The 14,527-nt window shown below is 71.3% G+C and carries 16 protein-coding genes and 5 tRNA genes; 8 read left to right on the forward strand and 13 right to left on the reverse strand.

All coding sequences use genetic code 11. The annotated features are described in order from the left end of the window. Positions 1-30 precede the first annotated feature (30 nt). Entirely contained in the window at positions 31-588 is a 558-nt protein-coding gene (locus OG844_RS06395; protein WP_329212887.1) for a CGNR zinc finger domain-containing protein, read from the forward strand. A 73-nt stretch (positions 589-661) separates the two neighbouring features. Here OG844_RS06395 and OG844_RS06400 read toward each other — a convergent pair whose 3' ends face one another. The 3 genes from OG844_RS06400 to OG844_RS06410 form a co-directional block, all read right to left on the reverse strand. Further along, positions 662-817: a hypothetical protein gene (locus OG844_RS06400; protein ID WP_406388688.1), complete on the reverse strand. Its 156-nt coding sequence runs from the start codon at positions 815-817 to the stop codon at positions 662-664. A 172-nt stretch (positions 818-989) separates the two neighbouring features. Continuing rightward, positions 990-2,000 (reverse strand): LacI family DNA-binding transcriptional regulator, encoded by a 1,011-nt coding sequence (locus OG844_RS06405; protein WP_406388689.1) that lies wholly within the window; start codon positions 1,998-2,000, stop codon positions 990-992. A gap of 311 nt (positions 2,001-2,311) precedes the next feature. Further along, positions 2,312-2,776 carry a hypothetical protein gene (locus tag OG844_RS06410; RefSeq protein ID WP_406388690.1) on the reverse strand — a complete coding sequence of 155 codons (465 nt, stop codon included), beginning with the start codon at positions 2,774-2,776 and terminating at the stop codon, positions 2,312-2,314. Positions 2,777-2,930: 154 nt separating this feature from the next. On the opposite strand from OG844_RS06410, the gene OG844_RS06415 reads away from it, so the two are divergent. Beyond that, positions 2,931-3,446, forward strand: a complete 516-nt coding sequence (locus OG844_RS06415) for a DsbA family protein (protein WP_406388691.1) — start codon at positions 2,931-2,933, stop codon at positions 3,444-3,446. 49 nt (positions 3,447-3,495) lie between these two features. On the opposite strand, the gene OG844_RS06420 is transcribed toward OG844_RS06415, so the two are convergent. The 3 genes from OG844_RS06420 to OG844_RS06430 are packed head-to-tail and all read right to left on the reverse strand — an operon-like array spanning position 3,496 to position 6,240. Continuing rightward, the gene (locus OG844_RS06420; RefSeq protein WP_406388692.1) at positions 3,496-4,332 is read right to left on the reverse strand and encodes a GNAT family N-acetyltransferase; all 837 of its coding nucleotides are present in this window, start codon (positions 4,330-4,332) and stop codon (positions 3,496-3,498) included. Positions 4,333-4,387: 55 nt separating this feature from the next. Next, positions 4,388-5,209 (reverse strand): aminotransferase class IV, encoded by an 822-nt coding sequence (locus OG844_RS06425; protein WP_406388693.1) that lies wholly within the window; start codon positions 5,207-5,209, stop codon positions 4,388-4,390. Then, complete coding sequence (locus OG844_RS06430; RefSeq protein WP_406396021.1) at positions 5,206-6,240, reverse strand: chorismate-binding protein; 1,035 nt, start codon at positions 6,238-6,240, stop codon at positions 5,206-5,208. Before OG844_RS06430 ends, OG844_RS06425 begins: the two co-directional genes overlap by 4 nt. Before the next feature lie 163 nt (positions 6,241-6,403). Here OG844_RS06430 and OG844_RS06435 point away from each other — a divergent pair. The 5 genes from OG844_RS06435 (at position 6,404) to OG844_RS06455 (ending at position 6,846) form a co-directional block, all read left to right on the forward strand. Then, a tRNA-Gly gene (locus OG844_RS06435) sits at positions 6,404-6,476 on the forward strand. A gap of 37 nt (positions 6,477-6,513) precedes the next feature. Then, positions 6,514-6,587: transfer RNA gene (locus OG844_RS06440), tRNA-Cys, on the forward strand. Between the two features lies 1 nt (position 6,588). Further along, positions 6,589-6,660, forward strand: a tRNA-Val gene (locus OG844_RS06445). 19 nt (positions 6,661-6,679) lie between these two features. After that, a tRNA-Val gene (locus OG844_RS06450) sits at positions 6,680-6,751 on the forward strand. A gap of 23 nt (positions 6,752-6,774) precedes the next feature. Then, positions 6,775-6,846, forward strand: a tRNA-Val gene (locus OG844_RS06455). 88 nt (positions 6,847-6,934) lie between these two features. Here OG844_RS06455 and OG844_RS06460 read toward each other — a convergent pair. The 5 genes from OG844_RS06460 to OG844_RS06480 form a co-directional block, all read right to left on the reverse strand. Further along, positions 6,935-8,296, reverse strand: a complete 1,362-nt coding sequence (locus tag OG844_RS06460) for an OFA family MFS transporter (protein WP_406388694.1) — start codon at positions 8,294-8,296, stop codon at positions 6,935-6,937. A 171-nt stretch (positions 8,297-8,467) separates the two neighbouring features. Further along, positions 8,468-8,770 carry a zf-TFIIB domain-containing protein gene (locus OG844_RS06465; RefSeq protein ID WP_406388696.1) on the reverse strand — a complete coding sequence of 101 codons (303 nt, stop codon included), beginning with the start codon at positions 8,768-8,770 and terminating at the stop codon, positions 8,468-8,470. Positions 8,771-8,835: 65 nt separating this feature from the next. Then, positions 8,836-9,837 carry a phosphotransferase gene (locus OG844_RS06470; protein WP_406388698.1) on the reverse strand — a complete coding sequence of 334 codons (1,002 nt, stop codon included), beginning with the start codon at positions 9,835-9,837 and terminating at the stop codon, positions 8,836-8,838. Between the two features lie 239 nt (positions 9,838-10,076). After that, positions 10,077-10,283 (reverse strand): hypothetical protein, encoded by a 207-nt coding sequence (locus OG844_RS06475; protein ID WP_329212877.1) that lies wholly within the window; start codon positions 10,281-10,283, stop codon positions 10,077-10,079. Positions 10,284-10,471: 188 nt separating this feature from the next. After that, entirely contained in the window at positions 10,472-10,729 is a 258-nt protein-coding gene (locus OG844_RS06480; RefSeq protein WP_329212876.1) for a hypothetical protein, read from the reverse strand. A 205-nt stretch (positions 10,730-10,934) separates the two neighbouring features. Here OG844_RS06480 and OG844_RS06485 point away from each other — a divergent pair, with 205 nt between their 5' ends. Beyond that, the gene (locus OG844_RS06485) at positions 10,935-12,281 is read left to right on the forward strand and encodes a serine/threonine-protein kinase (protein WP_406388699.1); all 1,347 of its coding nucleotides are present in this window, start codon (positions 10,935-10,937) and stop codon (positions 12,279-12,281) included. Here the strand turns inward: OG844_RS06485 and OG844_RS06490 are convergent. Continuing rightward, entirely contained in the window at positions 12,254-13,078 is an 825-nt protein-coding gene (locus tag OG844_RS06490) for a TrmH family RNA methyltransferase (protein ID WP_406388700.1), read from the reverse strand. The genes OG844_RS06485 and OG844_RS06490 overlap by 28 nt on opposite strands. Continuing rightward, positions 13,071-14,336, reverse strand: coding sequence for a uroporphyrinogen-III C-methyltransferase (gene cobA, locus OG844_RS06495; RefSeq protein ID WP_406388702.1), 1,266 nt, complete (start codon positions 14,334-14,336; stop codon positions 13,071-13,073). The genes OG844_RS06490 and cobA overlap by 8 nt, the downstream gene beginning before the upstream one ends. Between the last annotated feature and the right edge of the window lie 191 nt (positions 14,337-14,527).

The raw sequence follows: 14,527 nt of genomic DNA on the forward strand, positions 1-14,527 counted from the left end.
ACCCGCCCGCCGGAGGCCAGGGAGCGAAGCGTGCTGATCCCACACGACACCCGGATCGCCCTCGACACGGTGGTCGATCTGGTGAACACCGCGCCGGAGAGCGAGCCGGCCGACGGGCTCCCCGACGTCGATGCGCTCTACGACTTCGCGGAGCGCCATCTCATCAGCGGCGTGGGCGAGCTCGGCGAGAAGGACCTGCGCGCCGTACGGGACGTGCGGAGCCTGTTCGCGGAGGTGTTCGCGGCGCCCGACGCCCGTACTGCCGCCGATCTCGTCAACCGGCTGGTGGCCGCCGCGGGCACCACCCCGCAACTCACGAACCACGACGGCTACGACTGGCACGTCCACTACTTCGCGCCGGACGCCTCCGTCTCGGACCATCTCGCGGCCGACTGCGGCATGGCCCTGGCCTTCATCGTCGTGGCGGGCGAACAGGAGCGGCTGCGCCGCTGCGAGGCGCCGGACTGCCGGCGCGCGTTCGTCGATCTGTCCCGCAACCGCTCGCGTCGCTACTGCTCCAGCCGCACCTGCGGTAATCGGCTCCATGTCGCCGCGTACCGGGCACGGCGCAGGGAAGCGGCGCGCTGACCGTCGCCGCACGCGCCGGACGGGCCCCTGCAGGGTGGCGGGCGGAGCGGCGGTCCCGGATGCCGATGCCCGCTCACAGGAAGAAAAGATCATGCAGCGCGGCCATCAGCAGAAGACTGCCGATCACCGTCAGAAAGATCATCAGGGGTGGCTGGGACAGCGCGAAGAGGCAGCCACGCGGCTCTTCGGCAGGGGGTGCGGGGGCCTCGCCCCGGTATGTATCCACCATCTCGAGGCGATCATGACGCAGAGGCACCCCCGTTGGCGATCAACACGCCTTTTCGCACGGGGAGTTCACCCTCCGCGTACGGCGCGAATTCGCTCCGGCGTCCGATCCCCGGTCACCCATCCGCACCCGTCGCCCACGACTCGTGGACCCCTCTCCGGGCGCGGCCCGCGAGTCAGCGCGGAGCGGCGCTGGACGCGCGTACGACGAGCTCCGGCTGGAGCACCACACTGCGGTGCCGGTGGCTGCCGTCCCCGTCGTCCGCCTCCTCGAGAAGGAGCTCCGCCGCCATCCTGCCCATGAGCACGGCGGGCTGCCTGACCGAGGTCAGCGGCACGGCGGCCGCCGCGGCGAACTCGATGTCGTCGTAACCGACGATGGCGACGTCCTGCGGCACCCGGACGCCCGCCGCGTAGAGCGACTGAAGGACACCGAGGGCAAGCAGGTCGTTGGCGCAGAAGACGGCGGTCGGGCGCGGCACGAGACCGAGCAGCCGTGCCCCGGCGTCCCGGCCCGCCGCCACGTCCAGGCGGTCGGACGGGATCTCGATGAGGGCCTCGGGACCGAGTCCGGCCTCAGCGAGGGCGGAGAGCGCACCCTCACGGCGGTCCCTGATCTGGTGCAGGTCGCCGGGGCCGCTGACATAGGCGACGGAACGGTGCCCCGCCGAGACGAGGTGCCCTACGGCGAGCCTGCCGCCGCGTACGTCGTCGACGGAGACGGCGCAGGTCTCGGCACCCGGGGCGACCCGGTCCACGAGCACGTACGGAATCCGGTGGCGGCCGAACGCCTCGAGGTTGCCGCCGGTGGCGTCGGCCGGGGTGACGAGCACCCCGCAGACGCGTTGTTCGGCGAAGAGCCCGAGGTATTCGGCCTCCTCCTCGGGACTCTGGCCGCTGTTGCACACCATCACGCCGAGACCGGCGTCCCGGGCCGCGCGTTCCGCGCCGCGGGCGATGTCGACGAAGAAGGGGTTGCCCATGTCGAGGACGAGCAGGGCCATGATCCGGCTCCGGCCCGCCCTGAGCTGCCTGGCCGACTCGCTGCGTACGTAACCGAGCTCCTCGATCGCCGCCAGTACCCGGGCCCGGGTGTCCGGAAGCACCGCCTCGGGGCGGTTGATCACGTTGGAGACGGTGCCCACCGAGACTCCGGCCTGCCGGGCCACATCCTTGATCCCTGCCACACGCCCCACTTGCCCTGCCCCACTGATGCGTCCGGCCGCCGCGCGTCGGCGCAGCGTATCCCTGTCCTGCCGACGTCATCCGGCAAGATCCGCCGGCCCGTCGCCCTTGCCCTGCGGCCCAGGAATGAATTGTTTCAATACGTCCGGGACGCTAACTCCATCCCCGGATACCGTCAAGATCGGATCGGAGCAACCCCGAATATACCGATACGCGAAGCGGAGACGAGCGGCTCGCGCACGCCCCCCACACGCATGAATCGATTCATATTGCAGCCATAATGGCGGTGTCACGCAGCGCCCGGATTGCCCTGTCAGATGCCGTGCTTCTTCAGGATCGCCTCGATGTCGCTGAAGTCCTCACCGGGCGCGGCGGCCTGCTGCGGCTTCTTCTTCGCCTGCGGCTGCGGCTGCGGGCGGGCCGTCGTGTTCGCGGACGTCAGTGAGGGTGTCGACGCGGCCGGGGAGACTGCGTCACCCTGCGACGCAGCCCGAGCGGCCTTGCGTTCCCTGCGGGTGGAGCCGCCGCGACGCTCCACCGCCCGTGTGGTCATGAAGAGGAGCCACGCCAGCGCGAGCAGCCCGAAGCCGAGCCAGACGCTGGGCTTGAACACGATGTCGGACAACCACTCGACGACACCGGTCATCACGAGGCCGACGGGCACCAGCGAGTAAGCGGCGATCCTGGTCGCCGCGAGGAATCGCTTGCGGTACGCGGTGATCGCGGCGATGCCCAGGCCTGCCGCCGACACCGCGGAACAGATGGTCTCGGCAAGCATCGGTGCCTCCAGCACATCGGGAAACGTCCCTTCCATCCTGCACCGGTCGCGGCTCGGGGGCCACGGTCCCGGGCCACATCAGGGACATTTCAGGGCTGCGGTCCTCCCCAGGTCCCGATTGGGAAGCGGAGGTCCGGCCTGAAAGACTGATCCCATGAGCGATTCCACCCCCTCAGCCCCGGTCGTCCTGGACATCTGGTGCGAGCTCGAGTGCCCCGACTGCCATCAGGCCCTCTCCGACGTCCACGCCCTTCGCGCCCGCTACGGCGACCGGCTGGAGATCCGGCTGCGCCACTTCCCGCTGGAGAAGCACAAGCACGCGTACGCCGCGGCCCAGGCGGCCGAGGAGGCCGTCGAGCAGGGCAAGGGGTGGCCGTACATCGAGGCGGTACTGGCCCGCACCGCCGACCTCGCCCGTACCGGTGAGCCCGTGCTGCTCGATGTGGCACGTGAACTGGGGCTGGACGCCGAGGAGTTCGACACCGCGCTGATCGACGGCCGGCACATGCTGATCGTCGACGCGGACCAGGCCGAGGGCAAGGCCATCGGGGTCACCGGAACCCCGACGTATGTGATCGGTGACGAGCGGCTGGACGGTGGCAAGAGCCAGGAAGGGCTGCGCGAGCGGATCGAGGAGATCGCGGACCGTCTGCTGGCCGACCGCGGCTGACGGCGGGTCCGCCCGGCGGCGCGGGCCGGCACCCCGCCGCGAGGACCGCCTACAACGCCTTGGCCAGGTTGTACTGGGTCGGCTCGTAACCGAGCGACTCGTACAGCCGCAGCGCGGGGGTGTTGGACGCGAAGACGTGCAGGCCGAGCCTGCCGAGCCCCGAGTCGAGCGTGATGTCCTCGGCACGGTGCATCAGCGCACGGCCGTATCCGTGTCCGCGGTGCTCTCCCCGGACCTCGACGTCGAAGACGTATCCCATCGCCTCGCCCGTCGGTGTCTCGTGCCGCGCCACCCACACATGGCCGATGACGTCGCCGCCGTGGACGAGCACGTGGAAGTGCATGCCCTCGGTGGCCAGACCGTCCGGCAGGTTCGTGGCGTGGTCGGTCTCGGACTTCCGCCGGGCCTGCTCCTCCGGGACGCCGCGCTCGATCCAGTTCTGCGCGTACGTCTCCACGCTGGTGCTCGCCCAGTCGGCGAATTCCTGGCCGCTCATGGGACGCCCGGTGACGCCGTCCGGGAGCGCGGGTGCGGTCCGCCGGAGCTCCTTGACCATGTTCCGGCTGCGCTCGGTGTAGCCGAGCACGGCCCCGAGCCCCCGGGCGGCCTCGTCGTCCGCGGGAGCCACCAGCCGGACCTGGGTGCACCCCCAGCTGCGCAGCACCTCCTCCGCGGCGAGGGCGGCGATGGTGCCCCGGCCCCGCCTGCGATGCGTCTCCTCGATGCGCAGCGACCGGATTATCCCGGCCGACGCGCCGAACACCGGATCGGTGGAGACGGCGACGGAACCGACGGGACGCCCGTTGTCGCACACGTCGTACGTGCGTTCCTGTGCGCCGTCGGCGCCTTGCTGGATCGGCCCGGTCGGCCGGAGGGTCGTGGTCATCAGGGGTGTTCTATCCGCTCGTCCTCGGTCCGTCACCTGTTTTTGCCGGACGGGCTCAGGGATCGAGGTCGTCGCCCGCGCGCTCGTCGAAGATCCGCATCGCCTTCGCCGTAACCGGCCCCGGCGCGCCCGGCAGCTCCCGTCCGTCCACCCGGTGGACGGCCTGGATGTCGCGGAGCGTGGAGGTCAGGAAGATCTCCTCGGCCCTTTCGAGGATGTCCAGCGGCAGCTCCGTCTCCTGCGCACCGGTCCACTCCACGGCCAGTGCGCGGGTGATCCCGGCAAGGCATCCGGAGGTGAGGGGAGGGGTGTGGATCCGGCCGTCGAGCACGACGAAGACATTGGATCCGGTGCCCTCGCAGAGCTGCCCGACCGTGTTGGGGAAGAGCGCCTCGGAGGCACCCTGCTCGTGGGCGCGCGCGAGGGCGACGACGTTCTCGGCGTACGAGGTGGTCTTGAGCCCTGCCACCGCACTGCGTTCGTTGCGCGTCCAGGGGACGGTGATCACGGCTGTGCTGTCCGGACGGCGTGACGTCTCACCGAGGGCGACGACGAGGCTGGGCCCCGCGTCGCCGCGGTCGGAACCGAGGGGTGAGAGGCCTCCGGTGTACGTGATCCGCAGCCGGCCGAGCTCCGTGGGATTGGCCGCGATGACGGCCTCCGAGGCGCGGCGGACCTCGTCCTGGTCGGGGTCGGACAGTCCGAGGCCACGGGCCGAGCGCGTCAGCCGGTCGAGATGCCGGGTCAGGGCGAAGGGGCGGCCCTGGGCGACCCTGACCGTCTCGAAGATGCCGTCCCCCACGGTCAGTCCGTGATCGAGCACGGACACCCGTGCGTCATCGGCGTCCCGGAGCTCGCCGTTGACCCAAATCCTCATGACGCGGTCCTTCCTGTCTCCTCGTAGGCGCCCGACGCTACAGCGAGCAGCCGGGACGCCTTCAGCTCGGTCTCCGCCCATTCACGCTGCGGGTCGGATCCCCAGGTGATACCGGCTCCGGTACCGAAGCGCAGCTCGGGTGCGGTGCCCGTGCGGTCGATCCAGAAGGTCCTTATGCCGACGGCCAGTTCCGCGGTGTCCCTGTCCGCGTCGACCCAGCCGATCCCTCCGCAGTACGGACCGCGCGGCGCTGTCTCGAGGGCGTCGATGATCCTCAGGGCACTGGACTTCGGGGCACCGGTGACGGATCCGGGCGGAAACGCGGCGGTGAGCAGCTCCGGCCAGCCGGCGCCGTCGGCCAGCCGGCCACGCACGGTGGAGACGAGGTGGACGAGTCCGGGGTGCTTCTCCACCACACAGAGGTCGGGGACGCTCACGCTGCCGGTCGCGCAGACCCGGCCCAGGTCGTTGCGGACCAGGTCGACGATCATCACGTTCTCGGCGTGGTCCTTGTCCAGCAGATCGTCCTCGGTCCGCCCGGTTCCCTTGATCGGCCCGGACTCGACGATCCTGCCCTCACGCCTCAGGAAGAGCTCCGGGGAGGCGGTGGCTATCTCGACACCCTGGGCAGGCAGCCGGATCGTCCCCGCGTAGGGAGCGGGGTTGCCGCGGGCCAGCAGGGCGGTGAGCGCGTCCACGTCGGCTACGGGGCCGGGCAGCGGTGCGGACAGGACCCGGCAGAGGTTGGCCTGGTAGACCTCGCCCGCCGCGATGTGTTCACGGATCCGCCGTACGCCGGCCTTGTACGCGTCCTCGTCGAGCGATGAGATCCAGTCCTGCGGCGCCGGGCCACGCCAGGCGCCGGGCACGGGAAGGGGCACCTGCTCGGTCCGTACGGTGGAGAAGCGGGCGCAGACGAGACGGCCCTCGAAATCGGCGGATACGGCCCAGAAACCGGATGATTCGAGAGCCGCAGGATCGCTGGTCACATCCTGCAGGCCTGAGGCGATGAGGCCGCCGAAGCGGGCCATGGGAGCTAGGTCGTGCACTCTGGTGAGTCTAGAACGGTGCACGGTGACCTGCGGCGGGGCGGAGGCAGCGCAGCACGCTGCACAAACGCGTTTTTGTGCTGGCCCGGGAATCCGCTAGAGTTCAACACGTCACCGGGACGCGCAAGCCGAACGGGAATGACAAGCGGACGTAGCTCAGTTGGTAGAGCGCAACCTTGCCAAGGTTGAGGTCGCCAGTTCGAACCTGGTCGTCCGCTCGCAGAAGGTGGGGGATCTTCCCGAACCCCCATCCCTGGTGGAGTGGCCGAGAGGCGAGGCAACGGCCTGCAAAGCCGTCTACACGGGTTCAAATCCCGTCTCCACCTCCAAGGACGATTAGCTCAGCGGGAGAGCACTTCCCTGACACGGAAGGGGTCACTGGTTCAATCCCAGTATCGTCCACCGGTCCGCAAGGACCCCCGCGCGATTAGCTCAGCGGGAGAGCGCTTCCCTGACACGGAAGAGGTCACTGGTTCAATCCCAGTATCGCGCACGCAGTACACGCAGGGTCACCCTGCGCGATTAGCTCAGCGGGAGAGCGCTTCCCTGACACGGAAGAGGTCACTGGTTCAATCCCAGTATCGCGCACCGTTCGAAGCCCCCGGTCGTCTCGACGACCGGGGGCTTCGTCGTTGTCCTGCGGGTCAGCCGGTGAAGAGCTGGGTGGCCTTGCGGGTCAGTTCGTACAGCCCGTAGCCGAACGGCACTGCGACCCAGAGCCAGACGAGGACCATGAGCGGCTTACGACTCCTGGTGGACACGGGGGGCTGCTCCCTTCCGGAGTCTCGTGGAAGCGCGGGTGGACGGGGCGGATGCACTCGTTGGCGACGAAGCCGACGACGAGCAGCCCGATCATGATGGTCAGCGAGGTCGTGTAGAGGCTGGGACCGCTGTGGCCTGCGCGCTCCCCCGCGTCGGCGACCCTGTTGACGATCAGCGGACCGAGCACGCCCGCCGTGGACCAGGCGGTCAGCAGCCGACCGTGGATGGCTCCGACCTGGTACGTGCCGAAGAGGTCCCTCAGGTAGGCGGGAGCGGTCGCGAACCCTCCTCCGTAGAAGGAGAGGATCACCAGCGCGCAGCAGATGAAGAGCGGCTTGGAGTCGTTGCCGAGCCGTTCGATCATCACGTACATCAGCGCGCCGACACCGAGGTAGACGCGGTACATGTTCTTGCGGCCGATCAGGTCCGAGGTGGAGGACCACAGGAGACGGCCGCCCATGTTGGCCAGCGAGAGCAGGGCGACGAAGCCCGCCGCGGCCGAGACCGACACCGGGGTGGAGGTGTCCGCGAAGAAGTCCTGGATCATCGGCACGGCCTTCTCGAGGATGCCGATGCCCGCGGTGACGTTCATGCGCAGGACTACCCACAGGCACCAGAACTGCGGTGTGCGCAGGGCGTTGCGCGCGGAGACCTGGGCGTTGGTGACGAGCCTGCGGGTTTCCTGCTTCGGCTCCCAGCCGTCGGGGAGCCAGCCCTCCGGCGGCACCCGTACCAGGAGGACGCCGAGCGCCAAGAACGCCGCGTAGACGACGCCGTGCACGAGGAAGGCGCTCGCGATGCCGGAGCGGTCCGTACCGAAGCTCTCGAGCATGCCCGTGGACCAGGGCGAGGCTATGAGGGCGCCGCCGCCGAAGCCCATGATGGCGATGCCCGTGGCCATGCCGGGGCGGTCGGGGAACCACTTGATGAGGGTGGAGACCGGGGAGATGTAGCCGATGCCGAGCCCGATCCCGCCGATGAAGCCGTAGCCGAGGACGACGAGCCAGTACCGGCCGGTGGCCGCACCGAGGGCGGCGACGAGGAAGCCGGAGGAGAAGCAGACGAGGGAGACGGACATCGCCCAGCGGGGACCGTTGCGTTCGACGAGTGTGCCGCCGAAGGCCGCGGAGAGGCCCAGCATCACGATGCCCAGCTGGAACGGGAGGGCGCTCACGGTGCCCGACAGCCCGAGTGCGGATTCGAGTGGGGGCTTGAACACGCTCCAGGCGTAGGCCTGTCCGATGGAGAGGTGCACGGCGAGCGCGGCGGGTGGCACGAGCCAGCGGCTCCAGCCCGGGGGGCGACAGTTCGGGACCTGTCGAGGAAGTGCATGGCCCCGCTAGGCAGCGATCATGCTCATGACTAGATCAGGAACCGAACTTCGTCGACGGTATGCAATGCGGGCGCGACGGGCCCGGACGCAACGCGCCCGGGCCCCCGCAGGGGTTCAGGAGGAGAAGAGCATCCGGCCGAAGCTCTTCTGGCGGTGGTGTCCGTGGTGCCCGCCCTGGTGCGGCGCACCCCACGCGGGAGCCGGGGCCGCGGGGTACGCCTGCGGGGCGGCGGGGTACGCCTGGGGGGCGGGCGGAGCGGGCGGGGCCTGCTGCGACCACTGCGACTCGAGGCGGGTCAGGGACTCCAGCTCGCCGTAGTCGAGGAATATGCCGCGGCAGCCTGTGCACTGCTCGATCTGGACGCCGTTGCGGTTGTACGTGTTCATCTGGGCGTGGCACTTGGGACACTGGATCATCGGGCCGGCTCCTCACCGTCGTTTCGATGTCGCCGGAATGCATGCCCGGCGGCAGTCGGTTCACCCTACGACGAGAGCTCGGGTGTCAACTCGGGCGGGAGGGACGCAATGCGGACACACGCGTCGATCATCAGCTGTTCCACCGCATCCGGACTTCGGCCCTCCGCCGCGGACTTGGCGAAGGCGAGCGCCGCCGTCTGCACCGTGAGTGCGCGCGCGGCGACGTCCAGGTCGGGCCACGGGTCCCCCTCGGCGCGTACGGCGGGGCCGCCCGCGGCCCGGTAGGCGTCCAGGAAGCGCAGCCAGACCTCGGGCGCCAGCAGCCCTGCCGCGTACCAGGCGGCGGGGCGCGCCAGGTCCCAGGCGGGGTCGCCGAGGCCCGCGTCGTCGACGTCGATCAGCAACCAGGGGCCGTTCGGGGCCGGGTGGCGGACGAGCTGGCCGAGGTGCAGGTCTCCGTGGCAGACGAAGCGGGCCCGGAGCCCGCGGGACGGCGCCTCGTCACGAGCCCACGCGGGCAGGCCGCGCCAGGCGGCGAGGACCGGAGCGGTGTCCGGGTCGCCGGGCCGGGCGGCGCGCATCCGCGCGACGGCCCGGGCGGCCTTGGCGGGTCCGCGCATGGGCGGCAGCGGATGGGGCGGCGGGGTGCGGTGCAGCCGGGCCAGGAGGGTGCCCGCCTCCTCCCAGGGAGCGGCATCGGGGTCCGAGGGGTCGACGGGTTCACCGTGCGGCCAGAGGCTGACGGGGCGGCCGTCGGGCGTCACCCCGAGGAAGCCGGCCGGGGGCGCCGCGGTTTCCGGCGCCTGACGGGGTGCGGGGACCGGCAGGGGCGGGAGCAGGACGCCCGCGAGGAGCGGTGCCGCGGCCAGGGCGAGACGGTCAGCCAGGTCCGGCCGGTCGGTGTCCGGGGCGTGCGCCTTGGCGACCACCGGCCCCCTGCGGACCACTGTTCCGTCGGGGCGGTCCGCGAGCACCCGGGGCGGGGGGCAGTCGCACGCGACGGCACGGGCATGGCTGCCGGCATGAGCGAGGTCGCCCAGTACGCGTACGACAGGGGTGGTGGTCATCGGTTCGGCTCCCCCGGCGGTGATCGGCCGGCCCTGCGGCCGGTCCCGGCGACGAGCGTACGGGGCGCGGCCGCCCGGCCGGAGGTCGCCCGGCGGCCCCGAAGGGGTCCGGACAGCGCGATGTCCGGCCAGCTCCCCAGCTGGCCGGACAAACGCTGCCGTCCGCCGCACCCCCGTCCCCACGGGGTTGTTGGCCGGATGTCCTGGTCCGGACCGCTCTTCCGGACCCGGGGCGCCGCTCAGCGCCCCAGCATCACGCCCACGGACGACGCTTGTGTGACCACTGCGTCCCAGCCGCCGAAGACAACTACGAGCAGGGCCGCCAGGGGAAGGACCATGGCTGTCGCCACCAGGGGGTGGCGCGTACCGGACGGGCGTGCACCGAACGAGGCGTAGGCCCTGCGTCCCTGTGCGCGGATCATGGTCCGCGTTGCCGTGTCCGCCATGGTTCCTCTCCTGACCTGTTTCGGAGCGGCGGGCGTTCGACCTCGGGGGACGAGTTCTGCGCCCGCCGCTTGACTTCAACATTAGGGAGGCGGAAGCCCTCGGGCGTCATGCCCGCGTACCGATTACCGGGCCTCCCGGAGGATGAGCCGTCGGCATCCGGCGTACTCCCCTGGGTGGAGACGCGGCGCTAGGCCTTGGGGTCTTCCCGGAGGGGACGCTCCGAGTCGTCCTCCCTGGGTACCGGTTGTTCGACCAGGGCGAGCACCCTGGTCGCCATGAAGCGGGCGGTTCGGACAACTGATCCACTTCGGGTGACTTCGCTCACTTCGACCACCCCTCGACGGACTGCTGTCTCCACCCGGCGGCCTGCCCTGGAGGCCACCACCTCGTACGTCCGAGTCGTGTCTCCCGCGTCCACGACTATCTCCACGCGATCGCCCTTCATTGATCCAATCCCCCTTCTGCGACGGTCCTTTGAGATCTCGCACGGGTCACAGGGCCTGGATCTCCGGCTCCCTGACCACTCCTCAATTCTCCCACCGGGCACTGACAATCGATGGGTCGGCGAGGGCGCGGCCTCTGAGCGCGCCGCGCCACGGGTACGTAAGCTGTGCCTCGTCAGGCGGACCGGCAGCGGGGATGGGCAGACGATGGCGATGATGCGGCTCCGGCGCGAGGACCCGCGTGTCGTCGGCTCGTTCAGGCTGCACCGGCGGCTCGGTGCGGGCGGTATGGGTGTGGTCTATCTGGGTTCCGACCGCAGGGGCCAGCGGGTGGCGCTCAAGGTGATCCGGCCGGATCTGGCGGAGGACCAGGAGTTCCGTTCGCGCTTCGCGCGCGAGGTGTCCGCCGCCCGCCGGATCCGCGGTGGCTGTACGGCACGTCTGGTGGCCGCCGATCTGGAGGCGGACCGCCCGTGGTTCGCGACGCAGTACGTCCCGGGGCCTTCGCTGCACGACAAGGTCGTCGAGGAGGGGCCGCTGTCGGCGGCCGAGGTGGCCTCGATCGGTGCGGCGCTGTCCGAAGGACTGGTGGCGGTGCACGAGGCCGGGGTGGTTCACCGTGATCTGAAGCCGTCGAACATCCTCCTCTCCCCCAAGGGCCCCCGGATCATCGACTTCGGTATCGCGTGGGCGACCGGGGCGAGCACGCTCACGCATGTCGGGACGGCCGTGGGTTCGCCGGGCTTCCTGGCGCCCGAGCAGGTGCGGGGCGCGGCGGTGACGCCCGCCACGGACGTGTTCTCGCTGGGCGCCACCCTGGCGTACGCGGCGACGGCCGACTCGCCCTTCGGGCACGGCAGTTCCGAAGTGATGCTCTACCGCGTGGTGCACGAGGAGCCGCATCTCTTCGAGGTGCACGACGCGCTCGCTCCGCTGGTGCGCGCCTGTCTGGCGAAGGACCCGGAGGAGCGGCCGAGCACTCTGCAGCTCTCGATGCGGCTCAAGGAGATCGCCGCGCGCGAGGCACAGGGACTGCAGGAGCGCAGGCCGCCCGCCCAGCGGGCCGAGCAGGAGCTGGACCGGCCGACCGGTCTCCTCGACGGCCCGTACACCGAGCAGCACACCCGGCGCGCGGCGGCCGGCCCCACTCCGGCGCCCCGTCCCGCGGCCGGGCGCCCCTCGTCGTCGCGCTCGGCTGCGCCACGTACCGGCGGCACACGCCCTCAGGCGGCGCGCGGCACCGGGCACTCCGGGAAGCGTCCGCAGGGCACCAACGGAACGAACGGCCGTCCGGGCACGCGCCCCGGGGTCCGGACGACCTCCGCCGGGAAGAGCGGCAAGCGGCGGCCTGCCAATCCGCGGCTGCTGCGCCAGCGGCTCGTCGTGTTCGTCGTCGTGACCCTGCTCGTGGCGCTGGGGATCGCGGCTGCGCAGGGCTGCCAGGGCCCCTCGCAGGGGCTGGGCGGCACGCCGTCCCCGACCCACGACGCGTACCCGGCCGTGGATCAGCAGGTGGCGCCGTCCGGTCAGGCGGAGACGGGACGCGTCGCGTAGAAGGCGACGGCCGAGGCAGCGGCGACGTTGAGCGAGTCGACTCCGGCGTCCATGGGGATGCGGACGTGTTCGTCCGCGGCGGCCAGCGCCGCGGCGGTGAGCCCGTCCCCCTCGGTACCGAAGACGAGCGCGAGCCTCTCGTGCCGACGTGCGGCCAGGGCGTCCAGGGTGATCGACTGCTCGCTGAGGCAGAGCGCGGCCGTGGTGAAGCCGGCCGAGCGGAGCAGGTCGAGGTCCTTGGGCCATGCACCGAGCCTGGTCCACGGGACCAGGAAGACGGACCCCATCGACACCTTGACCGCCCGCCGGTACAGGGGGTCGGCGCAGCGCGGGGTGAGGAGGACGGCGTCGACTCCGAGTGCTGCCGCGTTACGGAAGGCCGCTCCGAGATTGGCGTGGTCGACGATGTCCTCGAAGACGGCCACCCGGCGGACGTGCCCGGACTCCGGGGCCAGGAGGGAGCCGACCTCGGCAAGCGGTCTGCGCTGCATGGAGGCGAGCGCTCCGCGGTGCACGTGATAGCCGGTGACGCGTTCGGCGAGCTCCGGTGTGACCGCGTAGACGGGTGCGCGGGCCTCGTCGATGACATCGCGCATCACGTCGACCCACTTGGCGGACAGCAGCATGGACCGCATCTCGTACCCGGCGTCCGCGGCCCGTCTGATGACCTTCTCGCCCTCGGCGATGAAGAGGCCTTCGGCGGGCTCCCGGCGGCGCCGGAGTTCGACGTCCGTGAGGCCCGTGTAGTCGCTCAGACGCGGGTCGTCGGGGTCGTCGATCGTGATGAGTTCAGCCACGGGACGATGCTTCCCCACCGGTGACCGGGCCGGTGCCGACGCCGACGACGGCGCCGATGACGATCACGGCGGGCGGACGCACGTCCTCCGCGACGACTCGCTCCCCGACGTCCTTGAGGGTCGCGTCGACCCTGCGCTGAGCGGCCGTGGTGCCCTCCTGGACCAGTGCGACCGGGGTGTCGGGGGACTTGCCGTGGGAGATGAGCGCACGGGCGATGGCGCCGATCTTGTCGACGGCCATCAGGAGGACGAGGGTGCCGCGCAGCTGTGCGAGGGCCTCCCAGTCGACCAGCGAGCGCGGGTCTTCGGGGGCCACGTGCCCACTGACCACGGTGAACTCATGGGCGACTCCGCGGTGGGTGACGGGGATGCCGGCCGCCCCCGGTACGGAGATCGAACTGGAGATGCCGGGGACGACGGTGCAGGCGATGCCTTCGGCGGCCAGCGCCTGGGCCTCCTCCATCCCGCGGCCGAAAACGAAGGGGTCGCCTCCCTTGAGCCGGACGACGGCCTTGCCCGCCTTGGCGTGGTCGATCAGCGCCTGGTTGATCGCCCCCTGCGCCATGTAGCGGCCGTACGGGATCTTCGCCGCGTCGATCACCTCGACGTGCGGCGGGAGTTCGTCGAGCAGATCACGGGGACCGAGCCGGTCGGCGATGACCACATCGGCCTCGGCCAGGAGGCGCCGGCCCCTGACCGTGATCAGGTCGGGGTCGCCCGGGCCGCCGCCGACCAGCGCGACGCCGGGGGCACGGGTGCGGTGGTGCGGGGCGGCGAGGGTGCCGTCGCGCAGGCCCTCGACGATCGCGTCGCGGACCGCGGCGGAGTGGCGGGGGTCCCGGCCCTGCGAGGTGGTGGTGAGGACGGCGACCGTGATGCCCTCGCTGCGGCCGGTGGCCGGTGTCCAGGCGGTCGCCGCCTCCGCGTCGTCGCTGCGGACGCACCAGGTGCGGGTGCGCTCCGCCTCGGCGGACGCGGCGTCGTTGGCTGCGGCGTCGGTGGACGCGACCAGGGCGTACCAGGTGTCCGCGAGGTCGCCGTCCTCGTACCGGCGGCGCTCCCAGCGGATCTCACCGGCGTCCGCCATCGCCTCGACGGACGGGGTTGCGGACGGGGAGACCAGGGTGATGTCGGCGCCGGCCGCGATGAGGGCGGGCAGCCGGCGCTGCGCGACCTGGCCGCCGCCGACTACGACGACGCGGCGCCCGGTCAGGCGCAGTCCGACGGGGTAGGCAGGGTGATCGTCGTGCTCGGCCATGGCGGTGCGGGCTCCTCGTGCAGGGTGCAGGGTGCGGTGTGCTGCGGGCCGCTGCGGCGGTGGAGCGGCTGTGACGTGAGGCTGTGACGTGTGGCTGTCGCGGACCCACGATACGGGGTGGTGGGGGCGGGGGTCGGTGGGCGGTGCGGGGTCCGGTGGGCGCCCGCGGTGGGCCTGTACCCCTGCCCGCC

The sequence above is a fragment of the Streptomyces sp. NBC_00887 genome (assembly GCF_045207585.1).

What these genes read in the sequence shown, in the direction of transcription:
- OG844_RS06410 (WP_406388690.1), bottom strand. Translation starts at nt 2,776, where the DNA reads ATGCTTGCCGAGACCATCTGTTCCGCGGTGTCGGCGGCAGGCCTGGGC.
- OG844_RS06475 (WP_329212877.1), bottom strand. Translation starts at nt 10,283, where the DNA reads ATGGCGGACACGGCAACGCGGACCATGATCCGCGCACAGGGACGCAGG.
- cobA (WP_406388702.1), bottom strand. Translation starts at nt 14,336, where the DNA reads ATGGCCGAGCACGACGATCACCCTGCCTACCCCGTCGGACTGCGCCTG.
- OG844_RS06470 (WP_406388698.1), bottom strand. Translation starts at nt 9,837, where the DNA reads ATGACCACCACCCCTGTCGTACGCGTACTGGGCGACCTCGCTCATGCC.
- OG844_RS06415 (WP_406388691.1), top strand. Translation starts at nt 2,931, where the DNA reads ATGAGCGATTCCACCCCCTCAGCCCCGGTCGTCCTGGACATCTGGTGC.
- OG844_RS06430 (WP_406396021.1), bottom strand. Translation starts at nt 6,240, where the DNA reads ATGGCCCGCTTCGGCGGCCTCATCGCCTCAGGCCTGCAGGATGTGACC.
- OG844_RS06400 (WP_406388688.1), bottom strand. Translation starts at nt 817, where the DNA reads ATGGTGGATACATACCGGGGCGAGGCCCCCGCACCCCCTGCCGAAGAG.
- OG844_RS06420 (WP_406388692.1), bottom strand. Translation starts at nt 4,332, where the DNA reads ATGACCACGACCCTCCGGCCGACCGGGCCGATCCAGCAAGGCGCCGAC.
- OG844_RS06465 (WP_406388696.1), bottom strand. Translation starts at nt 8,770, where the DNA reads ATGATCCAGTGTCCCAAGTGCCACGCCCAGATGAACACGTACAACCGC.
- OG844_RS06425 (WP_406388693.1), bottom strand. Translation starts at nt 5,209, where the DNA reads ATGAGGATTTGGGTCAACGGCGAGCTCCGGGACGCCGATGACGCACGG.
- OG844_RS06480 (WP_329212876.1), bottom strand. Translation starts at nt 10,729, where the DNA reads ATGAAGGGCGATCGCGTGGAGATAGTCGTGGACGCGGGAGACACGACT.
- OG844_RS06485 (WP_406388699.1), top strand. Translation starts at nt 10,935, where the DNA reads ATGGCGATGATGCGGCTCCGGCGCGAGGACCCGCGTGTCGTCGGCTCG.